This window comes from Candidatus Zixiibacteriota bacterium (assembly GCA_040752595.1).
GTDB lineage: Bacteria > Zixibacteria > MSB-5A5 > WJJR01 > WJJR01 > JACQFV01.
Genome location: JBFMGX010000015.1, coordinates 97,290 through 119,109, shown reverse-complemented (window position 1 = coordinate 119,109; position 21,820 = coordinate 97,290). Strand labels below are relative to the sequence as shown.

The following is a 21,820-nucleotide window of genomic DNA, read 5'->3' as shown; positions in this document are numbered from 1 at the left end:
ACAGGGAATTGCTGTGCTGTCGGGTGCCCTCACCCGACAGAAGCGCCGGGTGTGGGCACCCGGCGCCACGCAGCATGTGGCTAGGTGGCATCGTCCGTGGAGCCGATGTCGGGGACGGCTTGACTTTGTTGGCTGATCTGCTATCGTTCCAACTGCTGCGCCGACCGGCGAATGGCCGTGGGATGATCCATGTCCCCGGTCGGCGACCGTTTCCGTCCCTGCCGTCCCTCCCGTCACCCACAGATGCTGGACGAATTGCGCCAATTCCTGATCGGCAGCCCGATCCCCAGCGCGCGGGAGACGCATGAGCGCCTCTCCAAGGTCCGCGGGCTGGCGATCTTCTCGTCCGATGCGCTGTCGTCGGTCGCCTATGCCACCGAGGAGATCATGCGTGCGCTGATCGTCGCCGGCACCGCCGCGCTGGTCTACTCGCCTCCCATTGCGATCGCGATCGTCGCCGTGATGATCCTGGTGTCGATGTCGTATTTCCAGACGATCCACGCCTACCCGTCCGGCGGCGGGGCCTACATCGTGGCCCGTGCCAACCTCGGCAATGGGGCCGGGCTGACCGCGGCGGGTGCACTGCAGATCGACTACATCCTGACCGTCGCCGTCAGCACGACCGCCGGTGTGGCTGCCATCACCTCGGCATTCCCCGCGCTGCTTCCCTGGCGGGTCCTGATCGGTCTGGGCACCATTGCCTTTGTGACTTGGGGCAATCTGCGGGGCGTGCGCGAATCCGGGGCGATCTTCGCGATACCGACCTACGCGTTCATCTTCGTCGGCTTCGCCCTGCTGATCGCCGGGGCCCGCCATGTGTTGCTCTCCGGTGCCGCGACGGCTCCGACCGCCGGCGGAGAGGCGGCCGGGCTGCAGGTGCTGACTCCGTTTTTGCTGTTGCGCGCCTTTGCCTCCGGATGCGCCGCCCTCACCGGCATTGAGGCCATCAGCAACGGTACGCCGGCGTTCCGGCCGCCGGAGGCGCGCAATGCCGGACGGACTTTGATTATCATGGCCGCCATTCTCGCGACGATGTTCATCGGGATCACCTTTCTCGGACGGGCGCTCGCCATCGTTCCCCGCGCCGAGGAGACAGTGGTCTCCCAGATCGGTCGCATCGTCTTCGGCACCGGCGTGTGGTACTTCGCATTACAGGTGGCCACGGCGCTGATTCTGCTGTTGGCGGCCAACACGTCATTCGCCGGTTTTCCGCGTCTCAGCTCAATCCTGGCGGGCGACCAGTTCATGCCCCGCCAGTTCGCCAACCGTGGTGATCGTCTGGTTTACACCACGGGAATCCTCTCGCTGGCGGCCGTCGCGGCTGTCCTGATTGTTCTCTTTGGCGGCAACACGCATGCCCTGATTCCGCTCTATGCGGTCGGCGTCTTTTTGGCCTTCACCCTGTCGCAGGCGGGGATGGTCCGTCATTGGCTAAAGGCGCGAAGCCCCGGCTGGCGGATCAAGGTCGTCGTCAACTCGCTCGGTTTCACGGCGACCGGCGTCGCCCTGATCGTCTTGATTGCCACCAAGTTCCTCCACGGCGCCTGGATCGTGACGCTTCTCATCCCTCTCTATGTGTTCGTGGCACTGGCGGTGCGGCGCCACTACCGGGACGTGCAAAGCCTGATGTCGCTGGGCGGTATGGAACCGGTGCCTTGGCCCAACCCCGCCGCTCATCCGCACCAGAAGGTCGTCGTCCCGGTCTCCGGTATGCATCGCGGTACACTCGCCGCTCTGCAATTCGCCCGGGCGATGACCAGCGATGTCACCGCGGTCATGGCCGACGTCGAGCCCGGCGCGGTGGACCGTGTCCGCAAGGACTGGAAACGTTGGGGGCATGATGTCCCACTGGAGGTCCTCCCCTCCCCCTATCGTTCGACACTGACTCCGCTCCTGGAACACTTGGACCATGCCGATCAGCGCGATCCGCACCGCGGCCTGGCGGTGGTGGTGATCCCCGAGTTTGTCCCCGCCCGTGCCTGGCAGCGATTCCTGCACAACCAGACCGCCAATCTGATCAAGAAGGCGATTCTCTATCAGCGCGGCCACACCAGCAAGGATCGCATCGTCATCAACGTCCCCTACCACCTGAGCCGGTGAGCGTGTCGCGCGCCATGTTCCGCGTCGCGGTCCTCAACTCCCACCAGAGCAAGACGCCGGTCGGCGACGAGCTCTGGGTCCGGCAGACAATCGCCGCCGTTGACCACGCCGCGCGACAGGGGTGGACGATCATCTCCAGCGTCGATCTGAACACGTGGGAGCTGGTGACTTGGGCGGCGGCACGGGTGCGCGCGTCGCTCGAAATCGTCGTTCCTCATCCCGGTGATGAGACAGCGCGGCAGACAATCGTCGATGATTTCGTCCTGGATCTTGATCGGGTGCGATGGCATTCCTTGGGCACACCATCGGAACACCCTCGTCCCAAGACATGGTGGACTGCACGTGATGAGTTCATCAGTTCGCATGCCGACATCCTGCTGCCGGTCAGCGTTCGTCCGGGCGGACGGATTGACTCACTGATGGCGTATCGGTCCGCCGGCCAGACTGTCGATGAGCGCTTTCGCATCCCCTACGATCCGCGAGCACATCATGAGCGTTCCCTCGTCGATCGGGATCGCGTCAATCCCCAGTTCGATGACTGGGGTGCTGGTTTTCTCATTCATTGGACCCGCGCCCGTCACGGTCCCTGGCCCGCCGAATGCGCCGCCGACTACTATGCCGATCTCGTCGCCTCGGGCGACATATACTGCCGCTCGGCCTTGGCGACATTGACGCGCATCGTCGGTGAGGGGATAATCCGGGCCTCATCCTGGCGTGTCGGCGCCAAGCACCCGATGGTTGCCTTCACCGCATTGTCGCCGGGGCAGTCGTTGCCGCTGATGCGCTGGCGGACGCGCTGGTCGCGGTGGTCATTCGAGCCGTATGGCATCGCGATTCACCGGGATTGGGCCGGGGCCCACGGTGTTCGTGCTGTATGCTATGTGACCGAAGCGGAATGGAAGCGATTGCCGTCACACGAAAGGCCGTTCTGTCACCGCCGTGGACGCGCCGCCGACATCTGGCCGGCCGAACAGGAGTGGAGACACCAAGGCGATGTCCGCCTCAGCGATGTTCCCCTCAGCGACGTTCGCCTCATCGTGCGCCGGGAGTCCGAGGCGACCACGCTACGCGAGACCATCCCCTTCCCGGTCTGTGCATTGGAGTTGTCATGATCGATGTCTTGTGCCCCACCCGAAGGGTGGGGTTCTTCCTTGCGCCACGGCAATGCGATGAGTGTCAGTGATCGCCGGGTCGATATCCGTAGCCGACCCGATAGTAGTATTCCCGCAGCACCTGACCATTCCATCGCACCGGCAACGCATCGACCGAGCCGAGACTGTCGAACCGCGACACGACCGTCTCGGTCTCAAGCTGTGACGGTCTGCGCCCAACCAGAATCATGTTCTTGCCTTCCTGTTGGCGCGCCGGAAACCAGTCGCGATACATCAACGCGTTCTGATCGAACAGATGCCGCCCGGCGACTTGTTGCGGCCCATCCGGATGTCCATAGAAGGCCAGCTCGCTGGCGATGTTATACCGGTCCGTCCCGACAATCAACGGCTTCCGGTTCGTGGATGTCGTCAATCGATCGGCGACTGCGCTGACCTGTTCTTGCAGACTACTCCATCCGGCGACATCGGCGGTGATCGCAGGATAGCGGACCCCCGGAAAGCCGACCGCGATATAGTGCAGAAGCGCGCCGTAGAGCAACACGAGCGTGACGCAGGTCGGCGTCCACAGCCGCCGCACAATCATCCGCCATCGCCCCGACCCATTTCCACACGTCAACATCGCCGCCACCGCCGGCAGCACCGCCAGCCAGGTCGGGCCGGTCCAATTCAGCTTGGTGTGGTGTGTCAGACTGAAGATGGTGAACACCGCCAGCGGCACCAACGTGAAGCTCACCATGAACCGATGCCTTCCGGCACTCCTCCCCGCCCCTGGAATACGAAAGCGAGTGATAACCTCTCCCTCCGGGAGAGGTCGATCCGCCGCAGGCGGATCGGGTGAGGGATCTGTTCGTTCGCCCGCTTTGCCAAAGCCGGCGACCAAGGCAACGACGGCCGCCCAAAGACCGGTCGGTGTGAGCAACACCAACGCTGCACCGAGAAGCTCATGCAGCGAGAAATGCGCCGTTTCCTGCAGACGGCCCGCTGTCTGAAACAGGAACGATACCCAATCGTGCTGTGAATTCCACCAGATCACCGGCAGAAACAGCACACCGGCAAGAGCCAGTGCCAGGTATGGCTGCGGACGCCGCCACCAGAGGCGCGCCATCGCATCCCACAGCATGAACAACATAGTCGCCGGGATCAACAGAGCGATCGTGTATTTGGATAGTAGGCCCAACCCCAGTGAGACGCCGGCGCCGAGCCAGGCCGCACGGTCATTTCTGAGACAGGCGCGCGCGAGAAAGTACAATGTCGCCGCCCAGGCCGCCGTCACCGGCGCATCCGGCGTCATCACCAGCGCGGTCCCGAAGAAGAACGGCAGCACTGACACAAGAAAGAGCATCACCGTCGCCGCCGGTCGGCCGAACAACTCCCGTGCCAGCCCGAATGCAAAGCCCGCCGTCAAAAGCCAGCACAGCCAGGCGCCGATCCGCACGCCGAAGGCGGTGGCGCCGAACACGGCGCTGCCCAGCCCGATGATCCAGGCCACCATCGGCGGATGATCGAGATAACTCCAATCCAGATGTTGTGCATAGTTCCAATAGTATGCCTCTTCCGGAATGACTTCCGTACCGCCGATGTAAACCAGACGCAGAGCCAGCAGATAGACGATCGCGGCGGCCATGACCAACCGTCGCCGCGTTCGTCGCGGCAGCCGCGCCGGCGAATGCGCGGCGGCGATGAACGCCTGCCCGGAGACCGTGATTGCGGCGGCCGCCAGTGCCGCGGGAATGATGGCGAACCACGCTGTCCCCGGTTCGTGCCTCGACGCGAGGGCCAGTATGCCGCCACGGAGGAAGAGCGCGGCCAGCCCGACATACGCCAGGCGGACGGCGACGGTCGCGGGGCGCACTCCGTGGACCGAACGGCGGACGCCGGTCGATATCCACAGAGAGGAGACAAGAAGGCCGAAGGCGAAGGAGACGATGTGACTTGCGCCGGCGCTTCCTCCGCTCACCAGCGAGATTCTGTAGACGAGAACGTCGACGATGACTTGCGCCACTGCGCCCCATGTCAATCGTCGCCAGGGGGCAGATCGGCCCAGACGTTGCGTCGATGCCGCCAGGCGTCTCGCCTGCGCGGCAAAGGAACCCGCGATCCCCGATCTCTGACGGGCTTTTTCCGTGCCGTTCACCGTGTGAAGATACTGCGATCAGATGACAGTGCCAATGGCAGGGTGCGCCGGCGGTGGGGCGTGTCGAAGAAGCGGGCGGCCACAGGGGGCCGCCCCTACGAACACATCGCGATGCAATTGTAGGGGCAGACCCTCGTGTCTGCCCGACATGGTCTTTCGCCCCATTCGTTTCGACAGCGTCGATTCAGAGACCCGCTACCGACGGAATGCCAGCGCGCTGATGCGGTGGCCGATGCAGATGCCCTGCTCCTGCCCCCTGGCGATCGCGGAACGGAAGTGTATGCCGCCGTACAAACAGGAGACCGCCGCCTCATTGGCGGCATCGAAGAACGAGTTGAAGTCACGCGGCGCCAGCCCGCGACCATCGTGCGTGTGATCGACAAACGGCATGTGCCCGAACATATCGGTCAACACCTGGGCCGCGGCCGCCGACTGCACCGAGTGCTCGGACGTGTACTCCGGGAATGACGGCGTGATGAGCAGCGGCGTCCAGGTTTCATCCATAAAGTCGCGGATCGCCGTGATCGGCCGCAGCAAATTGTATTGGAACTTCGTACGCCAGCAGGAAATGAATGCATCGGCCAGCGCGATGCCCAGCCGCGCATACGCCTCGACCGCGATATCGAGCGTATAGGCGTTGGTATCGACGACCTGGCCCAGGATCGCGATCCAGTGTCCCGGCGGTGTGAAGGACGTCCCCGACTCATCGGACCAATAGAGGGCGATGTCGCGCTGATCATTCGTCAGGTTGTTCACGGTGTCGTAGACCTCACGGGTCTCGGCGTAGTACGGCGACTGCGGATTCTCATCATACGGCGGCGGGGAGATGGGCTGGCAATCCGCTGGTACATTCAGAGCGAACAGACGCAAGTCCCCCCAACAGGGAAGGAGCGCGGGAAGATACCCCGGCGGCGTCGGCACCCACAGTCCGGTTCCGACCGGCTGCACGAAGGTGCAGGTGCTCAAGAGGGCCGTGCCGTCTGTAAACGCCCAGTCGAACACCGCCGTCCCCACTGCCCGTCCAAACGAGACCGAGCGATTGAACATGGCCTGGCCGACCTGCGGACGAAACTCGGTCGTGAACCGCTCTTCCAGATTCGCGATCGCGGCGCTGTCGGCAGTGGTCGCATCGGGGAACAGGCGCCGCGTGATCTCGGCCAGGGCGCTGGACGCCACCGCCGGCCAATGGTAGGCGCTCTCCGGATTACTCAGCGGCAGCGAGTCCAACTCATTGAGCTGCCCGATCAGCGACCGGTGTGTCGACATCCCGCCCACGACCGACTCATACAGCGCCACCCCGGCATACCCATAGATGCGCGCCGCCGCCGGTGCCAATACCCCCTCGCTCTTCACCAACTCGTTCATGAGCCCGAACCAGGCGGTGGCGACTTCGGCGTCGTACTTCTTCAGTTCATTCGCCGGCTTCGTCGGCTCATCGCTGCAACCGATCAAACCGCAGGCGACACTGAGTATCAGCGCCGCCGCCACGACCATCCCATGTCCGTGTCTCATGATCAGGCCCTCCATCGACCACTTCCAGCCCTTGAGACGATACGTCTTTCATCTTTGTGCACCAAGGAAAATCGCCGTGGCGTCTGTCCAGGAGCAGCCGTGTGAGCGCCGCACCTCGGATCGCCTCAAAACCCCAACGGGAAAGGGTGGAGAGTCGATCATCGCGGAAGGCCGCTGTGTTCTCGCGCTACCGGAGTTCCAACATCCGATCCAACGCGAGCTTGGCGTCGCGGGCAATGGCAGGGGGAACGAAGATCGCTTTGTCGTGAGCGGTTCCGCCCAACTGTTCGAGGCAGGCGGCCAGGTCCTCTAATGTAGTGCGGAACATGTTCACGCACAGCGGGCAGTTCTGCCCGGACAATTCGAAGATCGTCTTGTCCGGGTATTCGTCAGCCAAACGCGCGGTCAGGTTGATCTCGGTGCCGATGGCGATGATCGACCCCGGCGGCTGGTCGGCGACATACTGCGAAATGAACGCCGTCGAGCCGACCGCATCGGCCAGATCGACGACATCCTCCATGCACTCCGGATGCACCACGATCTTCACGCCGGGGTAGTTCCGCCGCGCCGTCTCGATGTGTTCCACCGTGAAGTTGGTGTGCACGTGGCAGAATCCCTTCCACAGGATCACCTGCGCGCGACGAAACGGCTCCGGATCAGTCGGCGGCCGCAGCGGATCATAGATGACCCGATGTTCACGTGGAATCCCCAGCCGATTGGCCGTATTCGTGCCCAAGTGTTCGTCGGGAAAGAAGAGGACCTTCTCTCCTCGCGCGAAGGCCCAACGAAATGCCTTCTCAGCATTGGACGACGTGCAAATCAATCCGCCGTTGGCGCCGGTGAATGCCTTCAGCGAGGCCGACGTGTTCATATATGAAATCGGGATGATCGCCTTCGTGTCGCAGAATTCCGCCAGGAAATCCCAGGCGTCTTCAACCTGCGGGTCATCGGCCATGTCGGCCATCGGACATCCGGCGCGCAGATTGGGGAGGTAGACCCGTTGCTCGGGACGGCAGAGAATCCGCGCCGCCTCGGCCATGAAGTGCACGCCGCAGAAGATGATGTGCTTCGCGGCTTCCTGCTGCGCCGCCATCTTGGAGAGGTAGTACGAGTCGCCGACGAAGTTGCCGAACGGGACGATCTCCTTGCGCTGGTAATGATGCGTGAGAATGACCAGCCGTTGGCCCCAGCGGTCGATCTGGGCGCGGATGCGGGCGACCGTGCCCTGATCCGATTCCGACAGACCCGTTGCGCAGGCAGATGCCAGGGTGATATCTGGTTGGGTCGCGGTCTTCATGGTTGATCTGGCGATTTCGCGCCTCCGCCGGACGGTTTCCCTCTGCATTACGCTTTCGATGCGACTCTTGGTTGCCATCCATCCGGCTCTTGTAGGGCGGGCTCTGCCCGCCATTAAGGGGCTGAAGCCCCTTGTCCACGATGCTACGGCTCGCGGACAGGGAGGTCCCTCGCTTCGCTCGGGATCTTCGACTTTCAGCCCCCTGCGGGCACGGCACGCCGTGCCCCTACGATCCCCAATCCGCCATCGCCGCCCGCGTCGCCTCTTGCGCCAACACCGAACAATGCAACTTGCGTTCGGGAAGGCCCCCCAAGGCTTCCGCGACCTCGACATTCGTTATCGCTGTTGCTTCAGCGACGGTGCGGCCGATCAACAACTCGGTCAGCATCGACGACGATGCAATCGCCGCGCCGCAACCATAGGTCTTGAACTTTGCCGCCACGATCCGGCCGCCGTCGATTTTCAGATACAACTTCAGCAGATCGCCGCATTCCGAATTGCGCGCAATCCCCACGCATGACGGGTCCTCCATATCCCCCGCGTTGCGCGGGTTCTGGAAATGATCGGTCACCGTGGCGTTGTAACCGAAGTTCTCGCGGTCGGGGAGCGTCATCATCCTGCCCATAATACGCAATTCCACGCCGCGCTGAGTAGGGGCGAACCTGTGTGTTCGCCCGGCAATCCCCGGTGAATCCTTGACCTGCCCTACGCGGTACAACTTATTGGCCGAGCCGTCAGACGGCATCCATCGATCCCCAAGCGAAAGGAGACAGCCATGTCCCGGACAATCGCACGGTGGGCTGCACCGGCCCTCTGCGGTCTTGTGTTACTGTTGTCCATCACACAGACCAGCGCCGAGAATGTCGATCCCACCGACAGAATCGGCATCGGTCTGCGCATGCAGGGCGGCTGGACACGCAATTGGAGCAAGGGCGTCCTCGAGATTGATCCCGGTTTTCAGGAATACGACCAAGTGTCGTTCAGCCATCCTCTTGGCTTCCGCGACTTTGTGATCCGCTACTACGCAACCCGGGAATTGGACTACGAACTCGGCATCAATGTTCACAGTCAGGATGTATACACTTGGAGAATCTGGGATGTGCCCTTGTCGGTCGGCGCATTTCAACGTTCATCGCTGGATGACAATGCCCACGTGCGCTTCGGGGGACGTCTCAATGCCGACATCGTCCATTGTGACTGCGACCCGATCTACTGGGGCGGCACAATGCAAGATCCAGGCATTGACGATGGGACACACCTGACCTTCAGTCTTGAGCCGGCCGCCTCCATCGAGTGGTTCATCGACAAGCACTTCAGCTTGACCCCCGAGGTATTCCTCAACTTGGAACTGCCGAACGACAACACCAATGACGGCCACACGTCGCTCCACACCGGTTTTCATCTGATGATCACCGTGCTCCAGTAGGGGCGAACCTCTGTGTTCGCCCGTCGGGACGCTCGGATACAGTGAATCCCCCGTAGGGGCGTATTGCCATACGCCCCTACGGATCAATGCCACTTGTCCGGATTGTCACATCCCCGCCAGCAGCATCTGCGCGGCGTTCTGAATAAACGCCACGAACGATCCGGGGAAAATGCCGAAGAACAGGACACCGGCGGCCGAGAGAATCAATGCCACCGTCAAGCTAAGGGACAAAGCCACGCCACCCGATGGCGCCTCGGCGGGGAAGTACATGCGGCGGATCACGGTGGCATAGTAGTAGAGCGCGATCACCGATGTCACCACGCCGATGATGACCAGCCACATGTAGTCGGCGTTGATCGCCGCCAGGAAGACATAGTACTTGGCCAAAAATCCCGCCGTCGGCGGAATGCCGGTCAACGACAACAGGAACAGTGTAAAGAACGCCGCCAGCACAGGCGAGCGCTGCGCCAGGCCATCATAGTGCGCGATCTCATCCGAGCCGGTGCGTTCGGAAAAGGCGATCACGCAGATGAAGGCGCCCATGTTGGCGAACAGGTACGCCATCATGTAAAACGACATCGCCGTGGCGCCCCAGGTGTCGAGCGCCACCGCGCCGACCAGCACATACCCGATCTGCGCCACCGAGGAATAGGCCAGCATGCGCTTGATGTTGGTCTGCACGATCGCGGTGACGTTGCCGACGATCATCGCCAGCGCCGCCAGGGCCGCGATCACCTGAATCCACACCGACTGCGCCGATTCCAACCCGATGAAGAAGACCCGGATGAAGGCCGCCACCGCCGCCGCCTTGGAGGCAACCGACAGATAAGCGGTGATCGGCGTCGGCGCGCCCTCGTACACATCGGGCGCCCACATGTGAAACGGCGCCAGCGCCAGTTTGAATCCGAATCCGGCAACAACCAGAATGAGCGCCAGCGTCATCGCGGGTGGAAAAACACCTGTGCTTGTGTACATTTGCAGGACCGCCGTGCGGATCGCCGCCAGCTCGGTGGTGCCGGTCAGACCATAGAGTAAGGCGACGCCATACAGCAGGATCGCCGAGGAAATCCCGCCGAGGATCACGTACTTCAGACCCGCTTCGGCCGACTTGCGATTGGTCTTGTGGTAGGCCGCCAGCGCGAATAGGGCGATGGTCGACAGCTCGATCGATACATAGAGCAGCAGAAGCTCGGTCGCCGAGGCCATCAGCATCATCCCGACCGCCGAAAACAGGATCATGCCGTAGTATTCGCCGCGATGCGCCCGCAGCCGTCCCACTGTGCCGACAGACGACATGGCGGTCAGGATCACGGTGCCGAGCACGATCTCTTTGAAGACCACCGCCAGACGGTCGAAGACGAATGTCCCGCCGAAGGCGGTGCCATCCGCGGTCATGGCGACCCAAACGGCAGTGATCACGGCTCCGATGATCGTCAGCGCCGCAAAGAGGCCGGAACCCCCCGGCTTCTCATCGCGGGTCCCGGTCGCCCAGGCGAGAATCACCAGCGCCCAGAGAAACAGGAAGCACTCGGGGAGGATCGTGCCCCAGTCGGCGTAGAATTGGGAGAGGTTGAAGGGCATGGATGTCAGACGCCCCATCCTGTCATTCTGAGCGAAGCGAAGAATCTGCTTTTTCTCACCGTGTCGAACAGCAGATTCTTCGGCATCCCGCACTTCGTGCGAGCCGCCTCAGAATGACAGTGGATCGGTTTACGGTGAAAGAGATTTCGCATGTCGCCTCTCATCACTTCCCGCAGCGTCATTCTGAGCGAAGCGAAGAATCTGCTGTTCTTTTTCCAACGGCCACGTCGTCGGGCGCAAGATCTTCCCACGTCGGATTGATGGACTCAATCAGTGCGATCTTTCGTGCTCTCAGCCAGCCCTTGATCTGTCTTTCTCGGGCAATCGCGGCAGAGATGTTCGGTGTCGACTGGTAGTACACGAGACGGTGGGCTTTGTACTTCGCTGTGAAGCCACCCCTTGCCGCGTGCCGGTGCTCCCACACCCGTCGCGTCAGGTCGCTCGTGACTCCGGTGTACAACGTCCGTGATCGGCTTGCCATGATGTAGACGAAATACTCCTTCATGTCCGCCGATGCCCCACCCCTAGCATTCTGAGCGAAGCGAAGAATCTGCTTTTTCTCACCGTGTCGAACAGCAGATTCTCCGGCATCCCGCACTTCGTGCGAGCCGCCTCAGAATGACAGTGGGGTGGTGTGTTCTTCATTTCCAGGGTCTCAGGTCACATCCCTGTCAAGTGCCTACGCCCCGATCACGTGCACCAGGTTGACGATCGTTTCCTTGATGTAATCCGACAGCAACGTCGGATAGACGCCGATGGCGATCATCAGAATCGCCAGCGGCGCGACCGTGAAGATCTCCCGCGCGTTGATCTCGGTCAGATGCTCCGTGTGCCCGGCGACGGTCCCCAGGAACATCCGCTGGATCATGCGCAGGAAGTACGCCGCGGTCAACAGCACGCCGATCACCGACAGCGCCACGATCACCTTGAAATAGGGGAAGGCGCCCAGAAACACCATGAACTCGCTGACAAACCCCGACAATCCCGGCAATCCGAGCGACCCCAGCACGAACAACACCATGATCCCGGAGTACACCGGCACCTTCAGCCACATGCCGCCGTAGGCGTCGATGTCGCGCGTGTGGGCGCGATCATAAATCACGCCGACCAGAATAAACAGCGCCCCCGTGATCAGCCCATGCGACACCATCTGGAACATGCATCCCGATATCCCGGCCACCGAGCCGACCGCCGCCATCCCCAACAGACAGTACCCCATGTGCGAGACCGACGAGTACGCCACCAGCTTCTTCAGATCGGTCTGCGCCATGCAGACGAAGGCGCCATAGATGATCCCGGCCATCCCCAAGATCGCCATCGGCTGCGCAAAGTACTTGGTGGCCTCGGGAAACATCGGGAACGACACGCGCAACAAACCGTAGGTCCCCATCTTCAGCAGAATTCCCGCCAGCAGCACCGACACCGCGGTCGGCGCTTCCACATGGGCATCCGGCAACCAGGTGTGGAACGGCAGGGTTGGGATCTTGATTGCAAACGCGATGAAGAAGAAGACAAAGGCGAAGATCTGGAAGCCGTGCGTCATCTGCGGCGCGCGTTGGATGTGCTCGATGATCGACAGCGTGTGCGGCGTCGAGGTGAAATACAAGGCCAGAATCGCCACCAACATGAAGATCGAGCCGAAGAGCGTGTAGAGGAAGAACTTGATCGCCGCGTACTCCTTGCGCGGTCCGCCCCAGATGCCGATCAAGAAGTACATCGGCACCAGCATGACCTCCCAGAACACATAAAAGAGAAAGAAATCCAAGGCGGCGAAGACGCCCATCATGCCGGTGGTCAGAAGCAGATAGAAGGCAAAGTACTCCTTGACCCTCGTCGTGATGTTGAATGAGACGATTGCCGCCAGGAAGGACAACAGCGCGGTCAAAAACAGCATCGGCACCGAGATCCCATCCGCGCCGAGGTGGTAGTTGACGTTGAGCGCCGGAATCCACGCCGCCTTCTCCACGAACTGAAACGCCGCCGTCGAGCTGTCATACCCCGCCAGCAGGACAAACGACAGGATCAGGGGCAAGAACGTCGCCACCGACGCCACGCCGCGAATGGCGCGGTGGTTGTCCTTGGGCACAAGCATGATCACCACCATGCCGACAAGCGGCAGGAAGATCATCCACGAGAGAATGCCGGATATCATCTGTGAACCGTCCTCGGGTCTCTTGTCCTCATTCTTGAAAAACGAGCCGACCTTGTCATTCCGAGCGCAGCGAGGAATCTGCTGTTTCTTTCCAATCGGATCGGCCCGTTCGCTTCGCTCAGGATGAACAGGAGCCTCGCCCTCCCGATTCTCACCTGGTCACTGCAACAACCATATCACCACCAACGCCGCAAAGACGATGAACGCGTAGTTCTGCACCCGGCCGGTCTGCAAGTAACGAATGGTCGCGCCGAAGCCGCGCGTCAGCCAGCCAATGCCGTTGACCGCGCCGTCCACAAACGTGTCGTCGAACCACTTGTTGACCCGTCCCCACAACACGCCGAGATCGCCAAAGCCGTTGACCAGCCCGTCAATGATCTTCTGATCGAACCAGAACCAACCCCGGCACATGGCGTAGTACGGGCGCACGAACAGGACATCGTACGCCTCGTCGAAGTAGTATTTGTTCAACAGCGTTGTGTACACACCACCCGCCGCGGCACGGACACGTTCCGGATCGATCGACTTCTTGTAGTACATCAGATAGGCCAGCCCGATCCCGCTTAAGCCAATCGCCAGCGCGATCGCCGCCCATAGAATGTGAAACTCGCCATGGTGCGGATGCCCGTGATACACGACGGTCGAGAATCCCTTGTGCAGCCAGGGCAGACCGATGAATCCCGAAATCACGGACAACACCGCCAGGACAATCAATGGGACCGTCATCGTGCGCGGCGATTCGTGGGCATGGTCGAACTTGTGCTGGTCACGCGGCTTGCCGGTAAACGTGAGGAAGTACAGACGGAACATGTAGAAAGCGGTCATGAAGGCGACCAGAAGCGTCAGCACGGTGAACACCGGCCTGCCCAGCGTGGCCGCCACGATCTCGTCCTTCGACCAGAACCCCGACAGGGGGAATATCCCCGCGATCGCCAGCGCCGCGATCAGGAAGGTCGTCGAGGTCGTCTTCATCTTCGCGTGCAGGCCGCCCATGTCACGGATGTCATTGCTGTGCACGGCGTGAATGACCGACCCGGCGGCGAGGAAGAGCAACGCCTTGAAGAAGGCGTGGGTCATCAGATGGAATGTCCCGGCGGTGAAGCCGCCGAGCCCCAGCGCCATGATCATGTAGCCCAACTGCGAAACCGTCGAATACGCCAGCACGCGCTTGATGTCATTCTGCACCAGGCCGATCGAGGCCGCCATCAGCGAGGTGATGATGCCGATCCAGGCGACGACGTCGGCGGCGACCGGCGCCGCCACGAAGATCGTCAGGGAACGCGCCACCAGATAGACGCCCGCCACGACCATCGTGGCCGCGTGGATCAATGCCGACACCGGCGTCGGACCCTCCATCGCATCGGGAAGCCAGACATGCAATGGGAACTGGGCCGATTTGCCGACCGCCCCCATGAAAAGGAAGATCGCCGCCGTGGTCAGGAAGGCGCCCTGCAGCGTGCCGCTTTCGACCGCGGCAAATACGCCTTCGAACGTCAGCGTCTCGCATCCGACGTAGAGCATCAGCATACCAATGATGAATCCGAGGTCGCCGAGACGCGTGGTGATGAAGGCCTTCTTGCCGGCATCGGCGGCGGACTTCTTCTCGAACCAGAAGCCGATCAACAGGTACGACGCCAGCCCGACCAATTCCCAACTGACGAACATCAAAAAGAAGTTGTCGGCGATCACCAACGTCGACATCGCCATCGTGAACAATGACAAGTAGGCATAGTAGCGCGAGAACAGCTTGTCGCCGTGCATGTACCCCAGCGAGTAGATCTGCACCATCAGCGCGACGGTGGTGACCACGATCAGCATCATCGCCGTCAGGCCGTCGATCAGGATGCCGATCGACACATGCATCGATGGGCCCAGATTGAGCCAGTCGAAATAGAAGCGCTGCGGTTGGGGATTCCCCCAGACCGTCAATGCCACCGCCCACGCCCAGAGGAAGGACAGCGAGACCGCCGTGATCGATATTCCCGCCGACAAGGCGCGGTTCCGGTGCGTCACCAACATGATGGCGACCATCGCGACAAGCGGAAAGACCGGTATGAGCCAGGCGTATGCCAGCATGGACACTGCTCTTCTACTCTGTGAACCTGCCCCTGTCTGTCTCAGCGAATCCCCGTACTGTCATCCCGAGCGCAGCGAGGGATCTGCTGTTTCTCCCTACCACTTCATGATATTGATCCGATCCACGTCAATCCCGCGATGATGCTGGTAAATCAACAGCACGATCGCCAGCGCGATGGTCGCCTCGGCCGCCGCCACCGCGATCGTGAAGGCCGCCACCACCTGTCCGGTGGCATCCTGCGGCGTGACGAAGCGCGAGAACGCCACCAGTGTGATGTTGACCGCATTGAACATGAGCTCGACCGACATCAGCACGCCGATGGCGTTGCGTCGCGTCAGCATGCCGTAGATGCCGATGCAAAAGACCACCGCCGCCAGCGCCAGATAGTGATTCAGTCCGATCGGTCCCATGGTCGTATGCCAGCGTCAGACATTGGTGCTCTGGTCCTCAGTCGCGTCCCGCGCCGTGACGCCCCGGTCCCGCTTGGCGATGATCAAGGCCCCGATCAAGGCCGCCAACAGCAGCACGGACACGACCTCAAACGGCAACACGAACTTCGTGAGAAACAACTCACCCAACTTCTTCCCCGCGCCGGAGACCGGGGCCGCCGCGCTGACCGAGATCGGCGTCTGCCAGAGCGAATAGAGAATCACCGCCAGAAGACCAGCCGAGATGACCAATCCCAACGGTACCTGCTCGTTGGTGTGCTGCAGTGTGGCATCCGCGATGCGCGCCGTCATCATGACCGCGAAGATCATCAGGATCGCCACCGCGCCGACATAAATCAGAACCTGCGCCGCCGCCAGGAAGGGCGCCTCCAGCAGGACAAAGATCCCCGCCACGCCGAACAGCGCCAGGATCAGGAAGATCGCCGAATGGAAGATGTTCTTCGTCGTCACCACCGAGAGCGCGCTGACGATGATCAACAGGGCGAGGGCGAAGAATGCGATCGTCATTCCATCCACCGGCATCGTCCCTCTGTCATTCCGAATCCGCCCCGGCGGATGAGGAATCTGCTGTTGTCCTCAGAGGAAGAACAGCAGATCCTTCGCTTCATTCCGTCCGCTCCGACGGACGGAACTCGCTCAGGATGACAGTGCTCTGTTTCGACCACGAACATGGACTCACACCAGACTCAGCACCAATCCCGTCACCAGCAGGTTCACGAACGCCAGCGGCAGCAGGAGCTTCCACGCAAACCCCATCAACTGATCGACGCGCAGGCGCGGATAGGTCCAGCGGAACCACATCAGCACGAAGACGCCGATCAACGTCTTGATCATAAACCACATCCACGACGGCAACAGCGGCCCGTTCCAGCCGCCGAAGAATAACGTCGTCGCGATCGCCGAGACGGTGAACATGTTGATGAACTCCGCCAGGAAGAACATGGCGAACTTCATCCCGGAGTACTCGGTGACAAACCCCGCCACCAGCTCGGAGTCGGCCTCGGGGAGATCGAACGGCGTACGGTTGCATTCGGCGGTGGCGGCCACGAAATAGATGACAAAGCCGATCGGCTGCCGCCAGATGTACCATTGGTAGAACTTCCCCTGCTGGCCGACGATCTCGGCCATGGAGAAGGTCTGCGTGAACATCATCACGCCGAGCACCGCCAGCGCCATCGGGACTTCATAGGACACAACCTGCGCCGCCGAGCGAAATCCGCCCAGGAGAGTATACTTGTTGTTCGACGACCACCCGGCCATGAGCAGGCCGATCACGGTGAAAGTCGTGATCGCCAGAATGTAGAGAATGCCGATGTTGAGATCGCGGACGATCAGCCCCTTGCCGAAGGGGATGGTCACATACACCGCGGCGGCGGCGACGAAGGTGATCACCGGCGCCCAGAAGTAGACGCCGCGGTCGACATGCGCCGGGGTGATGTCCTCCTTTTGCAGGAGCTTGACCGCATCGGCGATCGTCTGCAGGACCCCATGCCAGCCGACCCGCATCGGCCCCAATCGCATCTGGATGCGCGCCGAGACCTTGCGCTCCCACCACACCAGGAACAGGACGACAACGACGATGAAGGCGAACACCGCGAGAAAGGCGACGACGGTCTGCGCCAGAGTCACCCACACCGGGCCCAAGCCGAGCGACGTCACGACCGACGCGATCAGGTCGCCAACCCAGTCGACCAGTTTCTCGAGTTCCAGCATCCTCGCTACGCCTTCACACCGCAGACGTGCCTATAGTCTCTTCCTTCATGAAACAGCAGGCCCCTCGCTTCGCTCGGGGTGACAGGCAGATTCCTGTCTCTACCAAGAGCTGTCGTTCCGAGCGGAGCGAGGAACCTGCTTTTTCACGGACGGCCCTTTTGATGTTCACATGGGTAAACAAGGGGCTTCAGCCCCTTGCCGACCAACATCGAGGACAGGGGGCTTTCGGCCCCCTGCGTCTGCACACCATGCGCCGCCATCGCTAATACCACCGCAGGAACCCCTTGCGCCACGCGTAATACAGCCCGAACAACAGGATGGCGACGAAGACCACCATCTCGACAAACGCGAACATTCCCAGCGATTGAAAGACAATCGCCCACGGGAACAGGAAGACGACTTCGACGTCAAAAATGACAAAGATCAGACAGAAGATGTAGAAGCGGACATTGAACTGAATCCACCCCGACCCGATCGGCGTCTCGCCGCATTCATAAGTGGAGAGTTTGATCGGATTGGGAGCGGCCGGACGGATCAGTCGGGACAGCAAGAAGAGAAAGAGAACCAGCGCCGCCCCGAGGACGAGAAAGATCGCGACCGCCGCAAAATCCGCCACCACAGCGTGTCCCAAGTTCGCCGGTTCACAACATCTCATTCGGCGTCACGGGGTTGTCCGGAGGAAGGCAACGACGCCGAGAGGACGACTTTACCGCCGGCTATGGCGTTCAGTCAAGTTTTTTCCCCCCTACCGGTGCGATCCGGTCTTGTTTTGACACGGTCCGCCGGAACAGAAGACTACTCTTCGCGTCGCCAGCATTTGTCAAACGGCACCAAGGATTCCGGATTCCGTGCGTATGCTATGAGCCGGTCCTGCCTGCCTATGCTGCCTGCTGGCAGGAGACCGTCGGAAAGGGAAGACTCACCGTGCCCACTCAGGAACAAGTACTGACTGCCTTGCGGCGGGTCATCGACCCCGATCTGCATCGTGACATCGTGACATTGGGCTTTGTCAAAAACGTGGCGATCTGCGATGGCGAAGTGGCCGTCACCCTCGAACTCACGACACCCGCCTGCCCGGTCAAGGACCGCTTGCAGCAGGAGGCCGAAGACGCGGTCCGTGCCCTGCCCGGCGTCGATCGGGTGCGGGTGAAGATGGAGGCGCAGGTCCGTCCCACGCTGGGCCAGATGGCCGAGACACTCATCCCCGGCGTGCGCAATGTCGTCCCCATCGGCTCCGGCAAAGGGGGCGTGGGCAAGTCGACCGTCTCGGCCAACCTCGCCGTCGCGCTGGCCCAGACCGGCGCCAAAGTCGGGCTGATGGATGCCGACGTCTATGGCCCCAGCATCCCGACCATTCTCGGCATCACCGATCTCCCTGTTCCCGGCCCCGCGGGCATCATGCCGGTGGAGGCGTATGGCGTCAAAGTGATCTCGATGGGCTTCTTCCTCAAACCCGATCAGGCGGTCGTCTGGCGCGGCCCGATGCTCACCAAGATGATCGATCAATTCCTCGGCGGCGTCGAATGGGGTGAAATCGATTATCTGATCGTCGATCTTCCCCCGGGAACCGGCGATATCCATCTCAGTCTCTGTCAACGCATCCCGCTCACCGGCGCCGCGATTGTCTCCACGCCGCAGGATGTGGCTCTGCAGGTCGCCGAGAAGGCCGTGATCATGTTCAACCAACTCAAATCGCCGATCCTGGGTTTGATCGAGAACATGAGCTACTTTTCCTGCTCGCACTGCGGTCATCGCGAGTACATCTTCGACAACGGCGGGGCGCGACGCGCCGCCGAGCGGCTCGGGGTCCCCTTCCTGGGCGAGATCCCGCTGGCCACCCGTGTGCGCGAGACCTCCGACTCCGGTGAACCGATCGTCGTCGCCGACCCGTCCTCACCGGCTGCGAACGCCTTTCAGGAAATCGCGCGCAACCTCGCCGCCCAAGTGAGCATCCGCAACGCGCTGGCCGATGCACAACCGGTGAAGATCACGTTTTGACATGGGGTTGAGAACCCTCGGAGAAGACGTCTGGAACGGGGATTGTCATGCAGCGGAGCGAAGCATCTGCTGTTACACGTTCTCCGTCGAAAAGCAGACCCTTCGCTTCCATCACACCGTTCGGGTCGGGACAAGTCGCTCAGGGCTTCTAACAAAGAGAGAATTGTGATCTATCCCGTTGATACACAAGGAAGCGTGATACGATATCCGATATGTCCGAATCCCTCACCCCGACCCTCTCCCGGAGGGAGAGGGGGATTGACAACCTCTCCCTCCGGGAGAGGTCGATCCGCCGCAGGCGGATCGGGTGAGGGTGCTCTTTTGTCCGTCCACGGTGTTGGAAATTCTCAGGTTCGAGGCGGCAATCTGAGGACGAGGGGCTTCAGCCCCTTGAGGTGACCATGACCTCCCCCACGCCCACCCCCATCGAAATCGCCCGCGCCCACCAGCACGATGTCAAGATTCGCTGGAACAACGGCCGCGAGACGATCTTTCCCGCCCGTTTCCTGCGTCTGGAATGCCCCTGCGCGTCCTGCATCGAGGAGATGACCGGGCGCAAGTTGCTGCGCGACGACACCGTCGCCGCCGATGTGCATCCGCTTTCGATCCAGCCGGTCGGCCGCTACGCCATCCAGATTCAATGGAGCGACGGCCACAACACCGGGCTCTACACCTGGGAGCGGCTTTGGGAATTGGCGGAGCGGTTGTGGCAGAGTGAATGACGCGACCGGACACGGTCGCGTTGTCCCGTCGGGATGCTTGGGACTCGTCGGAAAGGGATTGCGGCAGCGCACTCCTGCGCGGAGAAGTCGTCTATGGCACCGGGGCATGTTTGAAGACGTGGTTCTTTGGCTGTCCCGTCTCCATCCCGGTGACGATGCGCGGCAGGGCGTTCCCCAGGCGGCAGGTGATCTCGTAGGGGATAGTTCCGACCCATTCGGCCAGTTCCACCGCCGTGATCTCATCCGGCCCGTCGCGCCCCAAGAGCGTGACCACGTCGCCGATCGCGACCGGGATCTTCCCCACTTCGACCATCGTCATATCCATCCCGACCACGCCGACGACCGGCACACGGCGCCCCCGAATCAGCACCCAGCCGTTGTTCGAGAAGTGGCGTGAGTATCCCATCCCGTACCCGATCGGCAGCACCGCCACACGCATTGGCCGTTCCGCCTGGTAGGCATCGCCGTAGTGGACCCACTCGCCGGCACGCACATCCAACACGTGCAGAACCCGCGTCCTCACCGACATGACCGGCCGAATCCCGGCCAGGGCGCGCGGCGGTGTCTCGTCGCCTTCAGATTCGAGTGACGGCTTCGGAATGCTCATCCCGCCATACACGATCATCCCCGGCCGGATGCCATCCAGGCACGTCTCGGGGTGGTAAACCACGGCCAATGATGATGCCACGTGACGGAAGCCGACGTCGATCCGTCGCGCCTTCAAGCCGTCGAGCACGCTCTGGAACCGTTCCATCTGACGGCGAACCGATTCCGCACCTTCACTGTGGGCCGCGCGGAAGTGGGTGAAGATCCCGGTGATTCGCAGATGCGGCAACGTGGTGATCCGGCTGACCGCATCGACCGCCGTCTGCCAATCGAAACCGAGACGGTTGAGCCCGGTGTTGATCTCCACGTGCACCGGCAACGGCCTGTGCCCGGCCAGCCGGTTCAGGTTCATCGCCGTCGATTCATCCGATAACGTCGGCGTCAACGCAAGCTCGATCGTCGCCGGTACCTCGAATTCCAGGGGCGGATGCAACAGGACAATCTCATGGGTAATGCCGGCGTTGCGCAGCGCCGCCGCCTCCGCGACCGCCGCCACGGCGAAGTGCCGAACCCCCTCCGCGGCCGCGACCGCTGCCACGGTGACCGCCCCGTGCCCGTAGGCGTCCGATTTGACGATCAGCACCATCTCACGATGCGGGCCGATGACCTCATGGAGGCAGCGCAGGTTCGTTCGCAACGTCGCAACGTCGATCTCAACCCAGGTCTTCTGCGGGGCTTCGTTCCGTTGTTTGTTCATGTGATGTTTCGGCAATGGTTCTTCTCCTGTCCTGCGAGGCGCAAGACGGCGCGAATCTATCCCCGTCACCCATGATACACAAGAACGATCTTCTCTCGTCGTGGTTTGTTGGCGATCGTAATCGGGGGCGGAGCAGTCAACGGGCAAACTCCCTCACCCGATCCGGCCTCCGGTCGGATCGACCTCTCCCGGAGGGAGAGGTTATCATTGCCCCTCTCCCCTCTGGGGAGAGGGTAGGGTGAGG

Annotated in this window: 18 protein-coding genes; 5 read left to right on the top strand and 13 right to left on the bottom strand. The window is 61.8% G+C overall.

Annotation, left to right across the window (positions count from 1 at the left end; genetic code table 11):
* Nucleotides 1–189 precede the first annotated feature (189 nt).
* Nucleotides 190–2,100, top strand: a complete 1,911-nt coding sequence (locus AB1792_05475) for an APC family permease (GenBank protein MEW5701662.1) — start codon at nucleotides 190–192, stop codon at nucleotides 2,098–2,100.
* Between the two features lie 2 nt (nucleotides 2,101–2,102).
* Entirely contained in the window at nucleotides 2,103–3,212 is a 1,110-nt protein-coding gene (locus tag AB1792_05470; protein MEW5701661.1) for a hypothetical protein, read from the top strand.
* A gap of 64 nt (nucleotides 3,213–3,276) precedes the next feature.
* On the opposite strand, the gene AB1792_05465 is transcribed toward AB1792_05470, so the two are convergent.
* The 4 genes from AB1792_05465 to AB1792_05450 form a co-directional block, all read right to left on the bottom strand.
* The gene (locus tag AB1792_05465) at nucleotides 3,277–5,346 is read right to left on the bottom strand and encodes a glycosyltransferase family 39 protein (GenBank protein MEW5701660.1); all 2,070 of its coding nucleotides are present in this window, start codon (nucleotides 5,344–5,346) and stop codon (nucleotides 3,277–3,279) included.
* 195 nt (nucleotides 5,347–5,541) lie between these two features.
* Nucleotides 5,542–6,858 (bottom strand): vanadium-dependent haloperoxidase, encoded by a 1,317-nt coding sequence (locus AB1792_05460; protein ID MEW5701659.1) that lies wholly within the window; start codon nucleotides 6,856–6,858, stop codon nucleotides 5,542–5,544.
* Between the two features lie 187 nt (nucleotides 6,859–7,045).
* Nucleotides 7,046–8,155 (bottom strand): quinolinate synthase NadA, encoded by a 1,110-nt coding sequence (gene nadA, locus AB1792_05455; GenBank protein MEW5701658.1) that lies wholly within the window; start codon nucleotides 8,153–8,155, stop codon nucleotides 7,046–7,048.
* Nucleotides 8,156–8,381: 226 nt separating this feature from the next.
* Complete coding sequence (locus AB1792_05450; protein ID MEW5701657.1) at nucleotides 8,382–8,900, bottom strand: iron-sulfur cluster assembly scaffold protein; 519 nt, start codon at nucleotides 8,898–8,900, stop codon at nucleotides 8,382–8,384.
* Nucleotides 8,901–8,930: 30 nt separating this feature from the next.
* On the opposite strand from AB1792_05450, the gene AB1792_05445 reads away from it, so the two are divergent.
* Nucleotides 8,931–9,581 carry a hypothetical protein gene (locus AB1792_05445; GenBank protein MEW5701656.1) on the top strand — a complete coding sequence of 217 codons (651 nt, stop codon included), beginning with the start codon at nucleotides 8,931–8,933 and terminating at the stop codon, nucleotides 9,579–9,581.
* Between the two features lie 105 nt (nucleotides 9,582–9,686).
* Here the strand turns inward: AB1792_05445 and AB1792_05440 are convergent, their stop codons facing one another.
* From AB1792_05440 to AB1792_05405, 8 genes are all read right to left on the bottom strand, one after another.
* Nucleotides 9,687–11,180: an NADH-quinone oxidoreductase subunit N gene (locus tag AB1792_05440; GenBank protein ID MEW5701655.1), complete on the bottom strand. Its 1,494-nt coding sequence runs from the start codon at nucleotides 11,178–11,180 to the stop codon at nucleotides 9,687–9,689.
* Nucleotides 11,181–11,340: 160 nt separating this feature from the next.
* Nucleotides 11,341–11,667, bottom strand: coding sequence for a GIY-YIG nuclease family protein (locus AB1792_05435; GenBank protein ID MEW5701654.1), 327 nt, complete (start codon nucleotides 11,665–11,667; stop codon nucleotides 11,341–11,343).
* A 174-nt stretch (nucleotides 11,668–11,841) separates the two neighbouring features.
* A complete protein-coding gene (locus tag AB1792_05430; protein ID MEW5701653.1) occupies nucleotides 11,842–13,314 on the bottom strand; it encodes an NADH-quinone oxidoreductase subunit M in 1,473 nt (490 codons plus the stop codon).
* A gap of 159 nt (nucleotides 13,315–13,473) precedes the next feature.
* Nucleotides 13,474–15,390, bottom strand: a complete 1,917-nt coding sequence (nuoL, locus tag AB1792_05425; protein MEW5701652.1) for an NADH-quinone oxidoreductase subunit L — start codon at nucleotides 15,388–15,390, stop codon at nucleotides 13,474–13,476.
* A 96-nt stretch (nucleotides 15,391–15,486) separates the two neighbouring features.
* A complete protein-coding gene (nuoK, locus tag AB1792_05420) occupies nucleotides 15,487–15,801 on the bottom strand; it encodes an NADH-quinone oxidoreductase subunit NuoK (GenBank protein MEW5701651.1) in 315 nt (104 codons plus the stop codon).
* 15 nt (nucleotides 15,802–15,816) lie between these two features.
* Nucleotides 15,817–16,347 carry an NADH-quinone oxidoreductase subunit J gene (locus AB1792_05415; GenBank protein ID MEW5701650.1) on the bottom strand — a complete coding sequence of 177 codons (531 nt, stop codon included), beginning with the start codon at nucleotides 16,345–16,347 and terminating at the stop codon, nucleotides 15,817–15,819.
* Nucleotides 16,348–16,515: 168 nt separating this feature from the next.
* Nucleotides 16,516–17,553, bottom strand: coding sequence for an NADH-quinone oxidoreductase subunit NuoH (gene nuoH, locus AB1792_05410; protein ID MEW5701649.1), 1,038 nt, complete (start codon nucleotides 17,551–17,553; stop codon nucleotides 16,516–16,518).
* A 262-nt stretch (nucleotides 17,554–17,815) separates the two neighbouring features.
* Nucleotides 17,816–18,208, bottom strand: coding sequence for an NADH-quinone oxidoreductase subunit A (locus tag AB1792_05405; GenBank protein ID MEW5701648.1), 393 nt, complete (start codon nucleotides 18,206–18,208; stop codon nucleotides 17,816–17,818).
* 269 nt (nucleotides 18,209–18,477) lie between these two features.
* On the opposite strand from AB1792_05405, the gene AB1792_05400 reads away from it, so the two are divergent.
* Together AB1792_05400 and AB1792_05395 are read left to right on the top strand one after the other, a co-directional pair.
* Nucleotides 18,478–19,551, top strand: a complete 1,074-nt coding sequence (locus AB1792_05400; protein ID MEW5701647.1) for an Mrp/NBP35 family ATP-binding protein — start codon at nucleotides 18,478–18,480, stop codon at nucleotides 19,549–19,551.
* Nucleotides 19,552–19,952: 401 nt separating this feature from the next.
* Entirely contained in the window at nucleotides 19,953–20,273 is a 321-nt protein-coding gene (locus AB1792_05395) for a DUF971 domain-containing protein (GenBank protein MEW5701646.1), read from the top strand.
* A gap of 91 nt (nucleotides 20,274–20,364) precedes the next feature.
* Here the strand turns inward: AB1792_05395 and alr are convergent, their stop codons facing one another.
* A complete protein-coding gene (gene alr / locus AB1792_05390) occupies nucleotides 20,365–21,576 on the bottom strand; it encodes an alanine racemase (GenBank protein ID MEW5701645.1) in 1,212 nt (403 codons plus the stop codon).
* Nucleotides 21,577–21,820: the final 244 nt, after the last annotated feature.

Coding starts and splice junctions, on each gene's coding strand:
- AB1792_05475 (MEW5701662.1), top strand. CDS start 190: ATGTCCCCGGTCGGCGACCGTTTCCGTCCCTGCCGTCCCTCCCGTCAC.
- AB1792_05460 (MEW5701659.1), bottom strand. CDS start 6,858: ATGAGACACGGACATGGGATGGTCGTGGCGGCGGCGCTGATACTCAGT.
- nadA (MEW5701658.1), bottom strand. CDS start 8,155: ATGAAGACCGCGACCCAACCAGATATCACCCTGGCATCTGCCTGCGCA.
- AB1792_05450 (MEW5701657.1), bottom strand. CDS start 8,900: ATGCCGTCTGACGGCTCGGCCAATAAGTTGTACCGCGTAGGGCAGGTC.
- AB1792_05445 (MEW5701656.1), top strand. CDS start 8,931: ATGTCCCGGACAATCGCACGGTGGGCTGCACCGGCCCTCTGCGGTCTT.
- AB1792_05440 (MEW5701655.1), bottom strand. CDS start 11,180: ATGGGGCGTCTGACATCCATGCCCTTCAACCTCTCCCAATTCTACGCC.
- AB1792_05435 (MEW5701654.1), bottom strand. CDS start 11,667: ATGAAGGAGTATTTCGTCTACATCATGGCAAGCCGATCACGGACGTTG.
- AB1792_05430 (MEW5701653.1), bottom strand. CDS start 13,314: ATGATATCCGGCATTCTCTCGTGGATGATCTTCCTGCCGCTTGTCGGC.
- nuoL (MEW5701652.1), bottom strand. CDS start 15,390: ATGCTGGCATACGCCTGGCTCATACCGGTCTTTCCGCTTGTCGCGATG.
- nuoK (MEW5701651.1), bottom strand. CDS start 15,801: ATGGGACCGATCGGACTGAATCACTATCTGGCGCTGGCGGCGGTGGTC.
- AB1792_05415 (MEW5701650.1), bottom strand. CDS start 16,347: ATGACGATCGCATTCTTCGCCCTCGCCCTGTTGATCATCGTCAGCGCG.
- nuoH (MEW5701649.1), bottom strand. CDS start 17,553: ATGCTGGAACTCGAGAAACTGGTCGACTGGGTTGGCGACCTGATCGCG.
- AB1792_05405 (MEW5701648.1), bottom strand. CDS start 18,208: ATGAGATGTTGTGAACCGGCGAACTTGGGACACGCTGTGGTGGCGGAT.
- AB1792_05395 (MEW5701646.1), top strand. CDS start 19,953: ATGACCTCCCCCACGCCCACCCCCATCGAAATCGCCCGCGCCCACCAG.
- alr (MEW5701645.1), bottom strand. CDS start 21,576: ATGAACAAACAACGGAACGAAGCCCCGCAGAAGACCTGGGTTGAGATC.